The sequence below is a fragment of the Sphingomonas sp. P4_G3 genome, assembly GCF_056401105.1.
Genome location: NZ_JBFUJZ010000001.1, coordinates 202,962 through 218,699 on the forward strand (window position 1 = coordinate 202,962; position 15,738 = coordinate 218,699).

Here is a 15,738-nt window from a genome sequence, read left to right on the forward strand (position 1 = left end):
TTCATTCATGCAAGGTTCAGCACCTCGTTAGTGACAATGTTTCCAATGAGGCGTGGTAAATCTGCAACGCTACTTGGCGAAGCTTACGTCGCCGCTCCCCGTTACGTAATTTTAGAACTCAGCGAGTAGGCCGCTACCGCTCGACGCACATCGCAATCCCCATCCCGCCGCCGATGCACAGCGTCGCCAATCCCTTCTTCGCGTCGCGCTTGGCCATTTCGTACAGCAATGTGGTCAGCACGCGCGCGCCCGACGCGCCGATCGGATGGCCGATCGCGATCGCGCCGCCATTGACGTTGACCTTGTCGGGATCCCAACCAAGTTCCTTGCCGACCGACAGCGCCTGCGCGGCGAACGCCTCATTGGCCTCGATCAGGTCGAGATCGGCGATCGACCAGCCGGCCTTTTCCAGCGCGCGGCGCGTCGCCGGGACCGGGCCGATGCCCATGATCGAGGGGTCGACCCCGGCCGATGCCCAGCTCGCGATCCGCGCCAGCACGGGCGCGCCGCGCTTCGCCGCTTCGTCGGCCGACATCACCACCAACGCCGCCGCGCCGTCGTTCAGGCCCGAGGCATTGGCCGCGGTCACCGTACCGTCCTTCTTGAACGCGGGGCGCACACCCGACACGCTGTCGATCGTCACGCCGGCGCGGATATATTCGTCATCGGCGACCACCGTGTCGCCCTTGCGGCCCTTGATCGTGACGGGAACGATCTCGTCGCGGAACCGGCCCGACGAGCGCGCCGCGTCGGCCAGGTTCTGCGAGCGGACCGAGAATTCGTCCTGCATCTCGCGCGTGATCTGATATTGCTCGGCCAGGTTCTCGGCGGTGATCCCCATGTGATAGCCGTTGAACACGTCGGTCAGGCCGTCGCGGATCATCGTGTCGATCAGTTCGAGCGTCCCCATCTTCTGCCCGGCGCGGATGGTCTGGGCATGCGCGCTCAGCGACATCGATTCCTGCCCGCCCGCGACGACGATGCGGGCATCGCCGGTCGCGACCGCCTGCGCCGCCAGCGCGACCGTGCGAAGGCCGGAGCCGCACACCTGGTTGACGCCCCAGGCGGGGATCTCCTTGGGCACGCCCGCCGCCATCGATGCCTGGCGCGCGGGGTTCTGGCCCTGGGCGGCGGTCAGCACTTGGCCGAGGATGACTTCCGAGACGTCCTCGCCCGCGACACCAGCCTGCGCCAGCGCCGCCTCGATCGCGATCCGCCCGAGTTCGTGCGCGGGCGTTCCGGCGAAGGCGCCCATGAAGCTGCCGACCGGCGTGCGCTTGGCGGCGGTGATGACGATGTCGGTCATGGGAGACTCCGATTGAGGTATAGGGTTTGGCGGCTATCTAGGCCTGCTTTAGCCAGTCCGCCAGCGGCTCCCACAATTGGGCTTTGGCCCGGCCGCCGACGATCATGCCGACATGCCCCGAACCGAGGTCGTGGCGGTCGGCCAGGTCGGCGGCACTTTCCTTGGGAACGATGCGGTCGCTCAGCGAGACGAATTCGACCGCGGGGCAGGGCAAAGCGATCGGATCGACCGTGCGACCCGCGACGGCCCAGCCGCCTTTGCCGGTCAGGTCGTCGCCGACGAACTCCTCGAACAGCTGCCGACCGGCCGCATAAGGCAATGGTGCGCCCGCATTCGCCCAATCCTCCAGCGCGATGAACCCATTCCAGCCCGGGCTGCCTGGTTCCATCTGCCCGAACGCTTCATATTTGCTCACCGTGCGCGCCGGGTCGAGGCGCCAGAACCCGGTTTGCAGCACTTCCATCGGCACCAGTCCCATCCGTTCGCAGACCGGTTTGGCGGATTGCCACAGCTCGCCGATCGCCGCGCGCCCGCCGCCGAAGCCGACAAAATGCCATGGCGTCGCGATCAACGCGAGCCCGGCCACCCCGCCTGCCGCCGCGGCGCCGATCGCCAGCGTGCCCCCCAGGCAATAGCCGACCAGCAACGGCGGTTCGTCGAACCTTGCGATCAGCGGCAGCAGGATATGCTCGACATGCGCGGTCACGTCCATCGCGCGATCGGCCGGCGACGGCTCGCCCCAATCGAGCAGATAGGGATGCAGTCCGTGTTCGCTGCACCAGCGCAACAAAGAATTTTGCGGCGCAAGATCGAGGATGAAGGGCGGATTGATCAGCGACGGCACGAAGATCACGTTGCGCCCGCTGCCGCCATAATCCCGCAATCTTGCCCGCCCGGCTCTGAAACGCGTTGGCGCACGTCGTTTTTTCGGCGTCCGTGGCGCCTCCTGATACGCTTTCAGCCCGGCCAAGGCGGCGGCACGGCGCACGGGCGATGCTGCGGTCTCTTCGCGCAGCATCTCGAGGAACAACGGTAAGGGACGCGGTCCATGTTGCGGTGCGTCATGCATTGATGGTACAGCCGCGACAAATCATTGGAGGGGCGTCCCCATGAAGAAGCAGGCGGCCACTGACGGCCCGGTGATCATCAAGAAATACGCCAATCGTCGACTCTATAATACCGAAAGCTCGTCCTACATCACGCTCGACCATCTCGCCGCGATGACGCGCGAAGGGCGTGATTTCAAGGTCGTCGACGCCAAGACCGACGAGGACATCACGCATAACGTGCTGACCCAGATCATCATGGAAGAGGAAGCGCGCGGCCAGACGATGCTGCCGGTCAATTTCCTCCGCCAGCTGATCGCGATGTACGGCGATTCGATGCAGGCGTTCGTGCCGAGCTATCTCGAAGCGTCGATGGACAGTTTCCGCCGCAACCAGGAACAGTTCAAATCGGCGGTCGAGGGGGCCTTCGCCAACTCGCCCTTCGCCGAGATCGCCAAGCGCAATTTGGAGATGTTCGAAGCGGCGACCTCGGCATTCAAGCCGCAGGCGGGCATGGGCGCTACTCCGACCAAGCCGGCAGAAAGCGACGACGACGTCTCCGCGCTCAAGGCCGAATTGGCGCGTCTGCAGGAAAAGATCGACAAGCTCGGCCACTAGGGATTGGGCTTTTCGTCGAAACAGATTGCGGAGGCAGTCGCGGCCGCGCTGGCGCTGACCGCGCTGGTCGCGGGGATTATCGATTGGCGTCACCGCAAGCGCGACAATCTCGATCGCGTATCGTTGCTAGACTGGCGCAATATCCAGGTATTCGCGCTGATCAGCGCGATCATTGCCGCGGCGGTGGCGTTCCAATTGTAGCCGGTACATCGCGGGCGGGCAGGTCGCCGCGCAGATAGACCAAGGTGCGATAATCGCTGCGCGGCACGCTGTAGATCACGCGATAGCCGCCCAGTGCCGCCTTCAGTGCGGCCAGGCTGCCCGGGTTCCAGATATCGAGGAGGCGGGTCGAGGTGACGATCACCGGCGGCCGCGCGGCGAGGATGCGCCGCACCTCGGCCGCCTCGTCGATCCCGGTCGCGCCCTGCTCGGTGGCATAGGCCAGCAGGTTCGGAAAGGCATAGCGTGTCGGCAGGCACGTGCCGGCGCGCTCGTAGGTGAAGGTGTCGCCGATAAAGACATAGGGGCAGCCGCCATGGCTATTGGCCTTGACCAATGCCGCCACGGCGTAGGCGCCCTCGCCATCGTTGCTCTTGATCCCGCGCTCGACGACGTTGAGCAGCAGCCCGAGCGCGAGCGTGGCGATGAGTAGCCGCGACGACCGGCCCAGCGCGCGCGCCGCGACGACCGCGATCGGCGCGACCAGCGGCAAGGCGTAATGATCGAAGAACGTGCCGATCAGCAGGAACCCGCCGCCGGCGGCCGCCAGCCAGCCGAACCCGATCAGCGCTTCCTCGCGTCGATCGGCGCGGGGCCGCCACGCCCAGGCGATCGCGGCCGACACGATCAATGGCGACAGGGTCGCGACGATGCCGAGCAGCCGCATCGCCAATTGGTCGGTCGGATAACCAGCGCGCAGGAAGATCGAGGTGACGTTGGCGAACCAGAAGGCGTCGAACGCCTGCGGGCCGAGGTGCCAATAATATGCGCCGATCGCCAAGGTCGGCGCCAATCCCGCCAACACCCATAACAGCGCGGCGGCCGCGAGCATTGCCCAGCCTGCGCCTGCGCGGCGCAGATACCAGAGATGGGCGCAGCCGATGAACGCGCCTTCGATCGCGGGCGTGTATTTGGTCTGGATCGCAAGCCCGCCGAGCAAGCAGGCGAATGCCCCCCAGGCGATAATCGCGCGAGCTGCACCAGCCCGCGCGCGATCGGGCAAGTGGAGCGCGATCAGCGCGGCGCCGGCGACGAACAGATTGTAGAAGACCGGCGATTGCCCGCCGCGCCCGCCCAGCAACGGCAGCCAGATCAGATACGCTGCCCCCGCCGCAAGCGCGCCGGTCCGGCTCGCTCCCGTCCGCAATGCCGCGCGCCAGACGATATAAGCGGTCGCGGCGGCGAACAGGCTCGCGACCAATTGATAGGCGATCACGCCGTCGCCGGGCAGCAGCCGCATCGCGGCATAGAGCAGGAACAACCCGACCGGCTTGCGATCCCAGATGTCGAGATAGGGTATCGCGCCGTGCAAGATGCGGTCGCCGACCAGCAGATAATATTGCTCGTCGACATGGATGACCGGGTTGCCGAAATCCCAGGCGCGCAAGGCAAGTGCGACGACCGCGAGCACCGCCGCCATCTGCCAGGCCCTGAGACGATCCAACCCGCCTGCGCTCAATAGAAGCGCTCCAGCGTCAGCTTGCGCTCGCCGCCGCCGCAAATGCCCAGGCGCACGATTCGCCCCGGGTCGGCGACCGACCAGGTCGAGATCGGCTCGCTGGCGTAATTGGCGGTGATCGGCTGGCCATCGACGCTGCAGATCTGGTCGCCCGCTTGCCAGCCGGCGCTGGCTGCCGGGCTGCCGCGCATGACGTGGAGGACGCGCAGGCGATCGCTATAGAAGCCGAGCAGCAATCCGCTGGTCGACCGCAGCGGCGGGCGGTCGACATCGGCGCCGGCCGCCATCACCATTCTGCCCGCGCCGGGATCGAGCAGCACGCGATAACGCTGGAGATAGCCCAGGCCGATCCGCCCCGCCGCGCCCATCTGCGCGGAAAAGCCGCGGCCCGGCTCAATGCGCGCCTCGGCATCGCGCACCATCGTCTCGCCGACGCGGACCGCGGGCAGCACCGTCAGCTCGGACGTGACCGGGCCGGCGATGCTGTACGAAATGGTGGTGGTCGTGGTCGGCTTGACGCCGCCGACCGATTTCCATGCCTCGTCCGACATGGTGATCGTCGCACCGTCCCCGGTGTCGACGATCATCGGACGCAGCCTTGTGCCGTCGATCGACATCTCGCTGACATAGAATTGGTCGCGCAAGGCCATCGCCAGGGGCGCGGTCTGGCCGACAAAGGGCAGGCGGCCGCTCGGCAGCAAGCGGAAACGCTGCGCTGCGAAGTCGATATCGAGCGCGTAGCGGCGCAACAGGTCGCTGCCGATCACTGCGTCGATCGTCGTGCCGTTGCCGGTGGCGCCGCCGGGCAAGTCGAGCACGCCGAGCCGCCCGCCGCTGCGCGTCAATCCGCCGATCGCCAAGATGCGCCCGTTGATCTGGCCCATCGCGACGGTGCCGCCGATGCCGACGCCTTCGCCGCCGCCAGACACCTTCAGCCCGGCGCGGGTGGCGAAACGGCGCGAAACCACCGACAGGCTGAACCCGGTGTCGAGAATCGCGGCGACCGGACGGCCATCGACCGTCATCTGGAATTGAATCTGGTTGCCGGGGGTCAGTTCGAACGGCACCCATTGCGCCTCGGCATCGAGTGACAATACGACGCGTTCGGGTTGCGGCGCGGGCATGGCCGGCGGCATCGCCGCGCCAAGCGGCAAAGCGGCGAACATCAGCAAGGGCAGCATGCGGCGGCGCATGCCCCCCGCTTATACCTGTCGCGACCCCGCGGATACGGGGTAAAATGCTTATTAACCGCGTTGTTGGAGTCTGTTTCAGCGAAGCTGAAACGGCGACATCGACTCAGCGAAGCTGCAAACGACTCTCGCGGTTAGTACGTCCCCGAGCAGAGGCTCAGAGGCAGGCTTCGAGGAACGCCTGATCGAACCCGAACTGGCGCGCCTTTTCGAGCGTGTAAGGGCGCAACCCCATGGCGCGATATTCGCCGACGATCTTACCGTCGGCCGATTCGCTCTGATATTCGAACTTGAACAATTCCTGTGTCACGATGACCGGCCCTTCCATGCCGATCACCTCGGTGATGTTGGTCACGCGGCGGCTGCCGTCGCGCAGACGCTTCACCTGGACGATCATGTCGACCGAATCGGCGATCTGGCGGCTGATCGCTTCCTTGGGAATCTTGATGTCGCCCATCAGCACCATGTTCTCCATACGGCCCAGGCACTCGCGTGGGGAGTTGGAGTGGAGCGTACACATCGATCCGTCGTGACCGGTGTTCATCGCGGCGAGCAGGTCGAAGCATTCCGACCCGCGAATTTCGCCGAGGATGATGCGATCCGGCCGCATACGCAGCGCGTTCTTGACCAGGTCGCGGATGGTGATCTCGCCCTGGCCTTCGAGATTGGCCGGGCGCGTTTCGAGCGGCAGCCAATGCGGCTGCTGCAGCCGGAGTTCGGCCGCGTCCTCGATCGTCAGCACGCGCTCGCCCGGGTCGATCATCTTCGACAGGGCGTTGAGCATCGTCGTCTTACCCGAGCCGGTACCGCCCGAGATGACGACGTTGAACCGGCACGCGCCCGCGATCTTGAGCGCGGTCGCCATCTTCTGCGACATCGAGCCGAAGCCCGCCATCATGTCGAGCGTGATCGGCTTGTTGGAGAATTTACGAATCGAGATCGCGGTACCGCGCAAGCTGAGCGGCGGGACAATCACGTTGACGCGGCTGCCATCCTTGAGGCGGGCGTCGGCCAACGGCGTGGTCTGGTCGACGCGGCGGCCGACCGAGTTGCAGATGCGCTGCGCGATCTGGAACAGATGCTCCTCGTCGCGGAACTGGATCGGCGCGATCTCCAGCCGGCCCTTCTTTTCGATGAAGGTCTGATTGGGGCCGTTGACCATGATATCGCTGATGTCAGGGTCGGCGATCAGCTCTTCCAACGGGCCCAGGCCGAGCAATTCGTCGACCAGCACCTTTTCGAGCGCGAATTGCTCGCGGCGGTTGAGCGTGAGCTTGAGCTCGGCGAGCACCTCGCCGATGATCGGGCGGAATTCCTCGGCCAGCTCGTCCTTGTTGAGCGTGGCGGCGGCTTCGGGGTCGACGCGTTCGAGCAGGCGCGGCAGCACCTGTTCCTTGATCTTGTGGACCGATGCCTCGAACCCTTCCGCCTTCATCCCGGCGGCTTCGCCACTGGAATTCTGGCGTTCGGTCAGGCGCGCCATCGCGTCGCCGTTGCTGCCCGGCATATTGCCCGGCAGATCGGCGTCGATCTCGCTCGTATCGGGAAGCGGTGGGAACTGCTCGGCAGGATCGGCGGCGGGCTGGGCGCCGCCACCTTGCATCGGACGCGCCACGCCGAAGGCCGGCCTTGCAGCCTGCCCGGCACCCAATCCATTACGGCGTCCGAACGCGCTCATGCCCCTCGATCCTTCATGGTCAGGTCCGGTTCGTAGGGGCTAAGCTTTGACAATTTCCTAACCAAGGCGATGCCGGGCTAAGCTGGGCTTGGCGACAACGGGGAGGCGAGGATGCGTCGAACGATATTGCTCGGACTGGCATTGCTGGCGACGGGGGCCGGATCGGCGCCGGTGCCGGCGATGCCGGGCTGGCTCACCGGATGCTGGAGCGAGCAGAAAGGCCCCAACTGGACCGAGGAATGCTGGACGAGCCCGCGCGCCGGCAACATGCTGGGGAGCGGCCGCAATGGGCGCGGCGACGACCTCCGATCATGGGAAGCGATGCAGATCGAGCGTGGGCCGGACGGCAGGCTCGTCTTCTACGGCTCGCCCAAGGGCGCGCCGCGGGTCGCTTTTCCGGAACTATCGTCAGGGTCACGCGAGATCGTCTTCGCCAACCCGCGGCACGATTATCCGCAACGTATCCGCTATTGGCGCGAGGGGATGGACCTGGCGGCGGAAACCAGCCTGATGGACGGGACCAAGGCGTTTCGCTGGCGGTACAAGCGGCAACTCGGGAGTTGAGGCTTTTTCGTCATCCCAGCGAAAGCTAGGATCTCAAGCAGCTTTGGGACTGCAACAATAAGGCGCCAGCTTTCGCCGAGCCGTTAATTCTAACTTGGGAATGGAGCGCCGCGGCAAGGCCGCGTCGTCGGTCCTCGCTATGCGAGGCCGGCCGGGCTTGTCGCCGGGCGGGAAATAGCTGCGGCTATTTCCCTGCGCCGAGCCTTACCCCGCCTGCTCAGCCAGCACCGTCAAGCCGGTTGCCGACACCTCGGCGAATCCGCCCTTGATCGGCACCAGCTCGGGCTCGGTCTTGTCGGCGCGATAGATCGCCAGATTGCCGTCGCGAATCGTCGACATGAAAGGCGCATGGCCTTCCAGCACGCCGAAATCGCCTTCGGTGCCGGGCACGACGACCTGATAGACTTCCTCCGAGCGGAGCAGCTTTTCGGGCGTGACGAGTTCGAAATGCAGCATTGCCTTGTCCTGTTTTCCCTCTCCCGTCGGGATCGGGCTGTTCCGCCGGGCCGAAATTCCCCCCGGGAATTTCTCAACGATGCTGGGAGCATCGTTGACCCGGCGGGACAGCCCGATGGTTGCGCAGACTTAGGCCCGTCAGGGCCTTAGTCGGAGCTGGGTGAGGGGATCACCCTATCGAGAGCGGGTCCCCTCATCCAACTTCGGCTAGGCAGCAAGCTGCCAAGCCTTCGTATCCTTCTCCCTCTGGAGAAGGTTTGCAGTAGCCTTACGCCTCCGCGGCCATCTTCTCGGCCTTGGCGATCGCGCCGTCGATGCCGCCGACCATGTAGAAGGCCGCTTCCGGCAGGTGATCATACTCGCCGTTCACCACTGCCTTGAACGAGCGGATCGTGTCTTCGATCTGGACGAACTCGCCCGGAATGTTGGTGAACACCTCGGCGACGTGGAACGGCTGGCTGAGGAAGCGCTGGATCTTGCGTGCGCGCGACACGGTCAGCTTATCCTCTTCCGACAGTTCGTCCATGCCCAGGATGGCGATGATGTCCTGCAGCGACTTGTACTTCTGCAGGATCGACTGGACCGCGCGCGCGGTGTCGTAATGTTCCTGGCCGACGATGCGCGGTTCGAGCACGCGGCTGGTCGAATCGAGCGGATCGACCGCCGGATAGATGCCGAGCTCGGAGATCGCGCGGTTGAGCACGGTCGTCGCGTCCAAATGGGCGAACGAGGTCGCCGGTGCCGGGTCGGTCAAGTCGTCCGCGGGGACGTACACGGCCTGGACCGACGTGATCGAGCCCTTGTTGGTCGAGGTGATGCGTTCCTGGAGCGCACCCATGTCGGTCGACAAGGTCGGCTGATAGCCCACCGCCGACGGAATGCGGCCGAGCAGCGCCGACACTTCGGCGCCCGCCTGGGTGAAGCGGAAGATGTTGTCGACGAAGAACAGCACGTCCTGGCCTTCGACGTCGCGGAAATATTCCGCGATGGTCAGGCCCGACAAAGCGACGCGGGCACGCGCGCCCGGCGGCTCGTTCATCTGGCCATAGACCAAGGCGACCTTCGATCCCTCGCTGACGGCATTGCCGTCGGCATCCTTGGCGATGACGCCCGCGTCGAGGAATTCGTGATAGAGGTCGTTGCCTTCACGCGTGCGCTCGCCGACGCCGGCGAACACCGAGGTGCCGCCATGGCCCTTGGCGATGTTGTTGATCAGCTCCTGGATCAGCACGGTCTTGCCGACGCCGGCGCCGCCGAACAGGCCGATCTTACCGCCCTTGGCGTAGGGCGCGAGCAGGTCGATGACCTTGATGCCGGTGACCAGGATCGAGCTCTCGGTCGACTGATCGACGAACAGCGGCGCGTCGGCATGGATCGGCGAGGTCTGCGTGGCGTTGACCGGTCCGCGCTCGTCGATCGGCTCGCCGATGACGTTGAGGATGCGGCCGAGCGTGGCCGGGCCGACCGGAACGCGGATCTGCGACCCGGTGTCGGTGACGTTCTGGCCGCGGGTCAGACCCTCGGTCGAGTCCATAGCGATCGTGCGGACGGTGTTCTCGCCGAGATGTTGCGCGACTTCGAGGACCAGGCGGTTGCCGTTGTTATCGGTCTCGAGAGCCGAGAGGATCGCCGGCAGCTGATCGGGGAAGCTCACGTCGACGACCGCGCCGATCACCTGGCTGATGACGCCGACATTGTTGGTCGTCGCGATCGGCGCGGTGGTGGTCGCCTCGGCCTGAGGCGCAGCGGCCTTGCGCGGAGCGGCGGCCTTCTTGGCCGGGGCCTTGGTCTTGGGAGCAGCGGTTGCCATGATGTCCTACCTTGCTTCTTCAATTCGTCGCCCCGGCGGAGGCCGGGGCCGCTAAGTTAAACGCGTCAGCTCCGCCAACATGGCGGCCCCGGCCTCCGCCGGGGCGACGCGGGAATTACAGCGCCTCGGCGCCCGAGATAATCTCGACGAGTTCAGTCGTGATCGCGGCCTGACGGGCGCGGTTGTACTGGATCGACAGCCGCTTGATCAGGTCGCCGGCGTTGCGCGTGGCATTGTCCATCGCGGTCATCTTGCTGCCCTGCTCCGACGCCGAATTCTCGCGGATCGCGCGGAACAGCTGGATGCCGACGTTGCGCGGCAGCAGGTCGGCGAGGATTTCCTCCTCATCCGGCTCGTAATCGACCGAGGCGCTGACGCCCGTCGTGTCGGCGGCGATCGTCGGGATCGAAACCGGGATGATCTGCTGTTCGGTCGGTTCCTGGGTCAGCACCGACTTGAAGCGCGAATAGAAGAGATGCGCGACGTCGAACTCGCCCGCTTCGAACCGCGCGATCAGGTCGTCGGCATAGCCGCGCGCATCGGCGAAGCCGAGCTTGTCGAGCGCGCCGGGTTCGATCGAGTGGATGAAGTCATTGGGGTACAGGCGATTGAGTACCGCGCGGCCCTTCTTGCCAATGGTGTAGAACTTGACGGTCTTGCCCTCGGCGATCAGCTCGGCGGCGCGGCGCCGTGCGAGGCGGGCGATATTGGTGTTGAACGCGCCGGCCAGACCCTTGTCCGACGTCGCGACGACGAACAGGTGAACCTGATCGCGGCCGGTGCCGGCGAGCAATTTGGGCGAGTTCGGCCCGACGGTGACGGTCGAGGCGAGGCTCGCCACGACCTTTTCCAGCCGCTCGGCATAGGGGCGGCCGGCCTCGGCCGCTTCCTGCGCGCGGCGCAGCTTGGCGGCGGCGACCATCTTCATCGCCTTGGTGATCTTCTGCGTCGACTTCACCGAGCCGATGCGGATCTTGAGGGCCTTAAGACTTGCCATCGTAACCTTCTTTGCCTCTCCCGCCTGCGGGAGAGGATACGGAGACTGGCAGCTTGCTGCCTAGTCGGAGTTGGTGAGGGTCTTCTTTCTTCTTCGTCCAGACCGCCTGGAAGAAGGAAGAAGACCCTCACCCAACCCTCTCCCGCAAGCGGGAGAGGGCTAGAACTTACGCAAACGTCTTGGCGAAGGCGTCGAGCGCGGCCTTGAGCTGGTCGCGGACGTCGTCCTTCAGATCCTTGCTATCGCGGATCGCCTTCAGGATGCCGGCGTGGTTCGCGCGCATGTCGGCGAGCATCGCCGCTTCGTAGCGCACCACGTCGAGCGTCGGCACCGCGTCGAGATAGCCAGCGGTACCGGCGAAGATCGACACCGTCTGCTCCTCGAACGGCAGCGGGCTGAACTGCGGCTGCTTGAGCAGCTCGGTCAGGCGCGCGCCGCGGTTGAGCAGCTTCTGGGTCGACGCGTCGAGGTCCGAGCCGAACTGCGCGAACGCCGCCATCTCGCGATACTGGGCAAGCTCGAGCTTGATCGAGCCGGCGACCTTCTTCATCGCCTTGGTCTGCGCGGCCGAGCCGACGCGCGATACCGACAGGCCGACGTTAATGGCGGGACGGATGCCCGCGAAGAACAGATCGGTTTCGAGGAAGATCTGGCCGTCGGTGATCGAGATCACGTTGGTCGGGATGTAGGCCGACACGTCGCCCGCCTGGGTCTCGATGATCGGCAGCGCGGTCAGCGATCCGCCGCCCATCGCGTCCGACATCTTGGCGGCGCGCTCGAGCAGGCGCGAGTGGAGATAGAAGACGTCGCCCGGATAGGCTTCGCGGCCCGGCGGGCGGCGCAGCAGCAGCGACATCTGGCGATAGGCGACCGCCTGCTTCGACAGATCGTCGAACACGATCAGCGCGTGCATGCCGTTGTCGCGGAAATATTCACCCATCGCGGTGCCGGTATAGGGCGCCAGGAACTGCAGCGGGGCGGGCTCCGACGCGGTCGCCGCGACCACGATCGAATATTCCATCGCGCCGTTCTCGGTCAGCGTCTTGACCAGCTGCGCGACGGTCGAGCGCTTCTGGCCGATTGCGACATAGACGCAATAGAGCTTCTTCGACTCGTCGTCGCCAGCGTTGACCGTCTTCTGGTTGATGAAGGTGTCGATCGCGACGGCCGACTTTCCGGTCTGACGGTCGCCGATGATCAATTCGCGCTGGCCGCGGCCGACGGGGACGAGTGCGTCGATCGCCTTCAGGCCCGACTGCATCGGCTCGCTGACCGACTGGCGCGGGATGATGCCCGGCGCCTTCACCTCGACGCGGCTGCGCTTCTCGGCGACGATCGGGCCCTTGCCGTCGATCGGATTGCCGAGGCCGTCCACGACGCGGCCGAGCAGGCCCTTGCCGACGGGGACGTCGACGATGGTGCCGGTCCGCTTGACGACGTCGCCTTCCTTGATCTCGGCGTCCGAGCCGAAGATCACGACGCCGACATTGTCGGCTTCGAGGTTGAGCGCCATGCCCTGCACGCCATTGGCGAACTCGACCATCTCGCCCGCCTGGACGTTGTCGAGGCCGTGGATGCGGGCGATGCCGTCACCGACGCTCAGCACCTGGCCGGTTTCCGAGACCTCGGCCTCGGTGCCGAAATTGGCGATCTGGTCCTTGATGACCTTCGAGATTTCTGCGGCGCGGATGTCCATGTTCTAAACCTTCAGCCTTTCATCGCGTGCGCGAGGGTATTGAGACGGGTACGGATCGAGGAATCGATCATCTGCGATCCGATACGAACGACCAGGCCGCCGAGCAGCGACTGGTCGACATTCAATTCAACGGCGACCTCGCGGCCGACGCGCTGGCGGAGCTGCTGCTTGAGCTCGCTCACCTGTGCTGCGCTCAGCGGATGCGCCGAGGTCACTTCGGCCGTGGTCTCGCCGCGATAGCGCGACGCCAGGCCGCGGAACGCGCGGATGATCGCCGGCAGCTGGCCGAGCCGCCGGTTGTGCGCGAGCACGCCCAGGAAGCTGGTGGTCGTCGCGTCGAGCTTCATCACGCCGGCCGCGGCGGCGACCGCCCTGGCGGCGTCGAGTCGGCCGATCAGCGGGCTGGTGGTCAGCGTCTTGAAGTCGGCCGATTCGGCCAGCGCCTGGCGGATCGTCGCCAGGCTCGCTTCGACCGTGTCGATCGACTTCGATTCGCGGGCGAGCTCGAACAGCGCGGTTGCGTACCGTCCACCTAAGCTCGCTTGAATACCGCCGGATTGCTCCACGCGATGATGGTCCTTTTCAAAAGGGTATGTGGCCCCATACGAAAAGAGGGCAGCCCTGAGGCGCCCTCTATGGGTTGGCGCGCGGTTAGCATCGGGGGGCTGGGGATGCAACCCGGTGCTTTAGGATGAGGTGCCATCGGACGTTTGATGGGGACTCCGACATACCCCTCTCCCGCTTGCGGGAGAGGGAGGGGCCCGCCGCGAAGCGGTGGGAAGGTGAGGGTCTTCTTTCTTCTTTTTTGCACCAGCCGCTTGGAAGAAGAAAGAAGACCCTCACCCAACCTGCACCGGGTGAACAGCGCCCCGCGCTGTTCAGGTCATGCCGGGGGCATGACCGGACCCGGTGCACCCGCTTGCGGGAGAGGGCTAGGAGGCACGAGAGGGCGAATTTCGCCTATCCGTGCTTGACCGATGCAGCGAGGAAGTGTGCAAAAGCGCATATAGGGGTGCCAAATGGACGTCGAACTCGCCGAAGAACGCGTGCTGATCCTCGCCGACCGGTTCAACATGGACCATGCGGAGGGACGCGCCTGGACCAAGCGGACCGATGCGTTCGGGACGATGGCGAAGATCACCGGATTCCTGTCGCGCCCCAAGGACGACGAGTATGAAGTGATCTATCGCGAGCGGCGGCTGCAGCCCTTCTTTCGCATCGGCTGCACCGCGACGATGATCTATGAGCGGCGAAAGGACTATCGCGTCGCGGTCGACGCCAACGTCACCAAAGTCGAGATCGACGGCAAGACGCATGAGGTCACCTCGGGCGCCTATACGCTGACCGGCACCGAAACCTGCCACGACGAGATCCATCGCGAAGTCTATTACGACGCGATCAGCGGCAGCCCCGACCCTAGCGCCGCGCAATACGTCCAGCACGAAGCCAAGATCATCGACGCCGCGGGCCTTGCCAAAGCGGCGGCCGATGGCGCGGTGGTGGTGCCGCCGACCGCCAAGGCGTCGATGCTGGTGCGCGACGTGCTGGCGAGCTCGATCGAGCGGATCGAGGCCGACAAGGTGCTTGAGGAGAAGCTCTCGCTCCATCACATCGACCTCTATTATCGGCCGGTCTACGCCTTCCGCTATCGCTGGCAGGGCAAGGAAGCGGTGGTCGAGTTCGACGGGGTGACCGGCGACACGCGGACCGGCGGCAGTACGTTCGAGCAGTTCCTTGGGCACAAGATCGACGCCGAATTCCTGATCAATGCGGGGGTCGAAGCGGCGGGCATCTTCATCCCCGGCGCGCGGCTGGCCGAGATCGTCATCTCGAAGAGCATGAAGGCGCAGAAGGACAAGAAGAAATAGTGCGCCGCGGGTTGCGCCGGGCCGCGATCCGGCTGCTGACCGCGGCTGCACTGATCTATATCGCCATCGTCGGGCTGCTTTACACATTCCAGCGGCGGCTGATCTATCCCGGTTGGTATTTCGGGACCGCGGCAGTCAATCCCGATCTGAGCGACTATCGCGACGTCACCATCACGACTTCTGACGGTTTGCGCGGGCGGCTGCTCTATCATCCGCCGCAGCCTGGCAAGCCGGTGATCCTGTTCTTCCACGGCAACGGCGATTCGGTGCTGGGCAGCGCGGTTGCGATGCGCTCGCTGGTGGCCGCGGGCTATGGCGCGGTGCTGCCCGAATTCCGCGGCTTCAACGGTGCGCCCGGCATTCCTGACGAGCAAGGACTTTATCGCGACGCGCGCGCGTCGCGCTCGTGGATGACGGCGAACGGGATCGCCGCCGACCGCATCGTCATCATCGGCTATTCGCTCGGCACCGGCGTCGCCGCGCAGATGGCGATCGAGCAAAAGCCCCGCGCGCTGATCCTGGTCGCTCCTTATGCCAGCATCGCCCATGTCGCCGCGGCCCGCTTCTGGTGGCTTCCCGCCAATTTGTTGGTCAGCGAGCGGTTCGACACGGCGGCCAAGATCGGCCGCATCGCCTGCCCGACCTTGCTGATCCACGGTGCGGCCGACACGACCATTCCTCCGGAGAACAGCGCCTTGCTCAAGATGCTGCGCCCAGCTGCCGATCGCGCGGTCGTTCCGGGCGTCGGACACGAAGTGGTGTTCACGCCGGCGGCACAGGCACTGATCGCCCGTTGGCTCGACGCGCATAGGCTCTGATCGCTGGCCCAGC

At 65.4% G+C, this 15,738-nt stretch carries 15 protein-coding genes; 5 read left to right on the plus strand and 10 right to left on the minus strand.

Going from position 1 to position 15,738, the window contains the following annotated elements:
* Positions 1-133: 133 nt before the first annotated feature.
* Together AC1DQQ_RS00930 and AC1DQQ_RS00935 are read right to left on the minus strand one after the other, a co-directional pair.
* A complete protein-coding gene (locus tag AC1DQQ_RS00930; RefSeq protein ID WP_478044010.1) occupies positions 134-1,306 on the minus strand; it encodes an acetyl-CoA C-acetyltransferase in 1,173 nt (390 codons plus the stop codon).
* A 37-nt stretch (positions 1,307-1,343) separates the two neighbouring features.
* Positions 1,344-2,375, minus strand: coding sequence for an alpha/beta hydrolase (locus AC1DQQ_RS00935; RefSeq protein ID WP_478044011.1), 1,032 nt, complete (start codon positions 2,373-2,375; stop codon positions 1,344-1,346).
* A 40-nt stretch (positions 2,376-2,415) separates the two neighbouring features.
* Here AC1DQQ_RS00935 and phaR point away from each other — a divergent pair, with 40 nt between their 5' ends.
* Together phaR and AC1DQQ_RS00945 are read left to right on the plus strand one after the other, a co-directional pair.
* Positions 2,416-2,970, plus strand: a complete 555-nt coding sequence (phaR, locus tag AC1DQQ_RS00940) for a polyhydroxyalkanoate synthesis repressor PhaR (protein WP_478039915.1) — start codon at positions 2,416-2,418, stop codon at positions 2,968-2,970.
* A 3-nt stretch (positions 2,971-2,973) separates the two neighbouring features.
* The gene (locus AC1DQQ_RS00945; RefSeq protein ID WP_478044012.1) at positions 2,974-3,171 is read left to right on the plus strand and encodes a hypothetical protein; all 198 of its coding nucleotides are present in this window, start codon (positions 2,974-2,976) and stop codon (positions 3,169-3,171) included.
* Here the strand turns inward: AC1DQQ_RS00945 and AC1DQQ_RS00950 are convergent.
* The 3 genes from AC1DQQ_RS00950 to AC1DQQ_RS00960 form a co-directional block, all read right to left on the minus strand.
* Entirely contained in the window at positions 3,140-4,633 is a 1,494-nt protein-coding gene (locus AC1DQQ_RS00950; RefSeq protein ID WP_478044013.1) for a hypothetical protein, read from the minus strand. The genes AC1DQQ_RS00945 and AC1DQQ_RS00950 overlap by 32 nt on opposite strands.
* Positions 4,634-4,644: 11 nt before the next feature.
* The gene (locus AC1DQQ_RS00955) at positions 4,645-5,841 is read right to left on the minus strand and encodes an aspartyl protease family protein (RefSeq protein ID WP_478044014.1); all 1,197 of its coding nucleotides are present in this window, start codon (positions 5,839-5,841) and stop codon (positions 4,645-4,647) included.
* Positions 5,842-5,995: 154 nt separating this feature from the next.
* On the minus strand, positions 5,996-7,516 hold the full coding sequence (locus AC1DQQ_RS00960) for a CpaF family protein (protein WP_478039921.1): 1,521 nt from the start codon (positions 7,514-7,516) through the stop codon (positions 5,996-5,998).
* A 111-nt stretch (positions 7,517-7,627) separates the two neighbouring features.
* On the opposite strand from AC1DQQ_RS00960, the gene AC1DQQ_RS00965 reads away from it, so the two are divergent.
* The gene (locus AC1DQQ_RS00965; RefSeq protein ID WP_478027689.1) at positions 7,628-8,080 is read left to right on the plus strand and encodes a DUF6265 family protein; all 453 of its coding nucleotides are present in this window, start codon (positions 7,628-7,630) and stop codon (positions 8,078-8,080) included.
* Between the two features lie 204 nt (positions 8,081-8,284).
* On the opposite strand, the gene AC1DQQ_RS00970 is transcribed toward AC1DQQ_RS00965, so the two are convergent.
* The 5 genes from AC1DQQ_RS00970 to AC1DQQ_RS00990 form a co-directional block, all read right to left on the minus strand.
* The gene (locus AC1DQQ_RS00970) at positions 8,285-8,536 is read right to left on the minus strand and encodes an ATP synthase F1 subunit epsilon (protein WP_478027690.1); all 252 of its coding nucleotides are present in this window, start codon (positions 8,534-8,536) and stop codon (positions 8,285-8,287) included.
* A 268-nt stretch (positions 8,537-8,804) separates the two neighbouring features.
* On the minus strand, positions 8,805-10,247 hold the full coding sequence (gene atpD / locus AC1DQQ_RS00975) for a F0F1 ATP synthase subunit beta (RefSeq protein ID WP_478040601.1): 1,443 nt from the start codon (positions 10,245-10,247) through the stop codon (positions 8,805-8,807).
* A 214-nt stretch (positions 10,248-10,461) separates the two neighbouring features.
* On the minus strand, positions 10,462-11,343 hold the full coding sequence (locus AC1DQQ_RS00980) for a F0F1 ATP synthase subunit gamma (RefSeq protein ID WP_478044015.1): 882 nt from the start codon (positions 11,341-11,343) through the stop codon (positions 10,462-10,464).
* A gap of 166 nt (positions 11,344-11,509) precedes the next feature.
* Complete coding sequence (gene atpA, locus AC1DQQ_RS00985) at positions 11,510-13,039, minus strand: F0F1 ATP synthase subunit alpha (RefSeq protein ID WP_478027692.1); 1,530 nt, start codon at positions 13,037-13,039, stop codon at positions 11,510-11,512.
* 11 nt (positions 13,040-13,050) lie between these two features.
* Positions 13,051-13,605 carry a F0F1 ATP synthase subunit delta gene (locus tag AC1DQQ_RS00990; RefSeq protein ID WP_478044016.1) on the minus strand — a complete coding sequence of 185 codons (555 nt, stop codon included), beginning with the start codon at positions 13,603-13,605 and terminating at the stop codon, positions 13,051-13,053.
* 453 nt (positions 13,606-14,058) lie between these two features.
* Between AC1DQQ_RS00990 and AC1DQQ_RS00995 the strand changes: the two genes are divergently transcribed.
* Both AC1DQQ_RS00995 and AC1DQQ_RS01000 read left to right on the plus strand, forming a co-directional pair.
* Positions 14,059-14,907 (plus strand): hypothetical protein, encoded by an 849-nt coding sequence (locus AC1DQQ_RS00995; protein ID WP_478044017.1) that lies wholly within the window; start codon positions 14,059-14,061, stop codon positions 14,905-14,907.
* A complete protein-coding gene (locus AC1DQQ_RS01000) occupies positions 14,907-15,725 on the plus strand; it encodes an alpha/beta hydrolase (RefSeq protein ID WP_478044018.1) in 819 nt (272 codons plus the stop codon). Before AC1DQQ_RS00995 ends, AC1DQQ_RS01000 begins: the two co-directional genes overlap by 1 nt.
* The last annotated feature ends 13 nt before the right edge of the window (positions 15,726-15,738 follow it).

Bases quoted from the DNA above. Each gene is read 5' to 3' on its own strand.
- AC1DQQ_RS00995 (WP_478044017.1), top strand. From the start codon at position 14,059: ATGGACGTCGAACTCGCCGAAGAACGCGTGCTGATCCTCGCCGACCGG.
- AC1DQQ_RS00960 (WP_478039921.1), bottom strand. From the start codon at position 7,516: ATGAGCGCGTTCGGACGCCGTAATGGATTGGGTGCCGGGCAGGCTGCA.
- phaR (WP_478039915.1), top strand. From the start codon at position 2,416: ATGAAGAAGCAGGCGGCCACTGACGGCCCGGTGATCATCAAGAAATAC.
- AC1DQQ_RS00980 (WP_478044015.1), bottom strand. From the start codon at position 11,343: ATGGCAAGTCTTAAGGCCCTCAAGATCCGCATCGGCTCGGTGAAGTCG.
- AC1DQQ_RS00970 (WP_478027690.1), bottom strand. From the start codon at position 8,536: ATGCTGCATTTCGAACTCGTCACGCCCGAAAAGCTGCTCCGCTCGGAG.
- AC1DQQ_RS00935 (WP_478044011.1), bottom strand. From the start codon at position 2,375: ATGCATGACGCACCGCAACATGGACCGCGTCCCTTACCGTTGTTCCTC.
- atpA (WP_478027692.1), bottom strand. From the start codon at position 13,039: ATGGACATCCGCGCCGCAGAAATCTCGAAGGTCATCAAGGACCAGATC.
- AC1DQQ_RS00955 (WP_478044014.1), bottom strand. From the start codon at position 5,841: ATGCGCCGCCGCATGCTGCCCTTGCTGATGTTCGCCGCTTTGCCGCTT.
- AC1DQQ_RS00930 (WP_478044010.1), bottom strand. From the start codon at position 1,306: ATGACCGACATCGTCATCACCGCCGCCAAGCGCACGCCGGTCGGCAGC.
- AC1DQQ_RS00965 (WP_478027689.1), top strand. From the start codon at position 7,628: ATGCGTCGAACGATATTGCTCGGACTGGCATTGCTGGCGACGGGGGCC.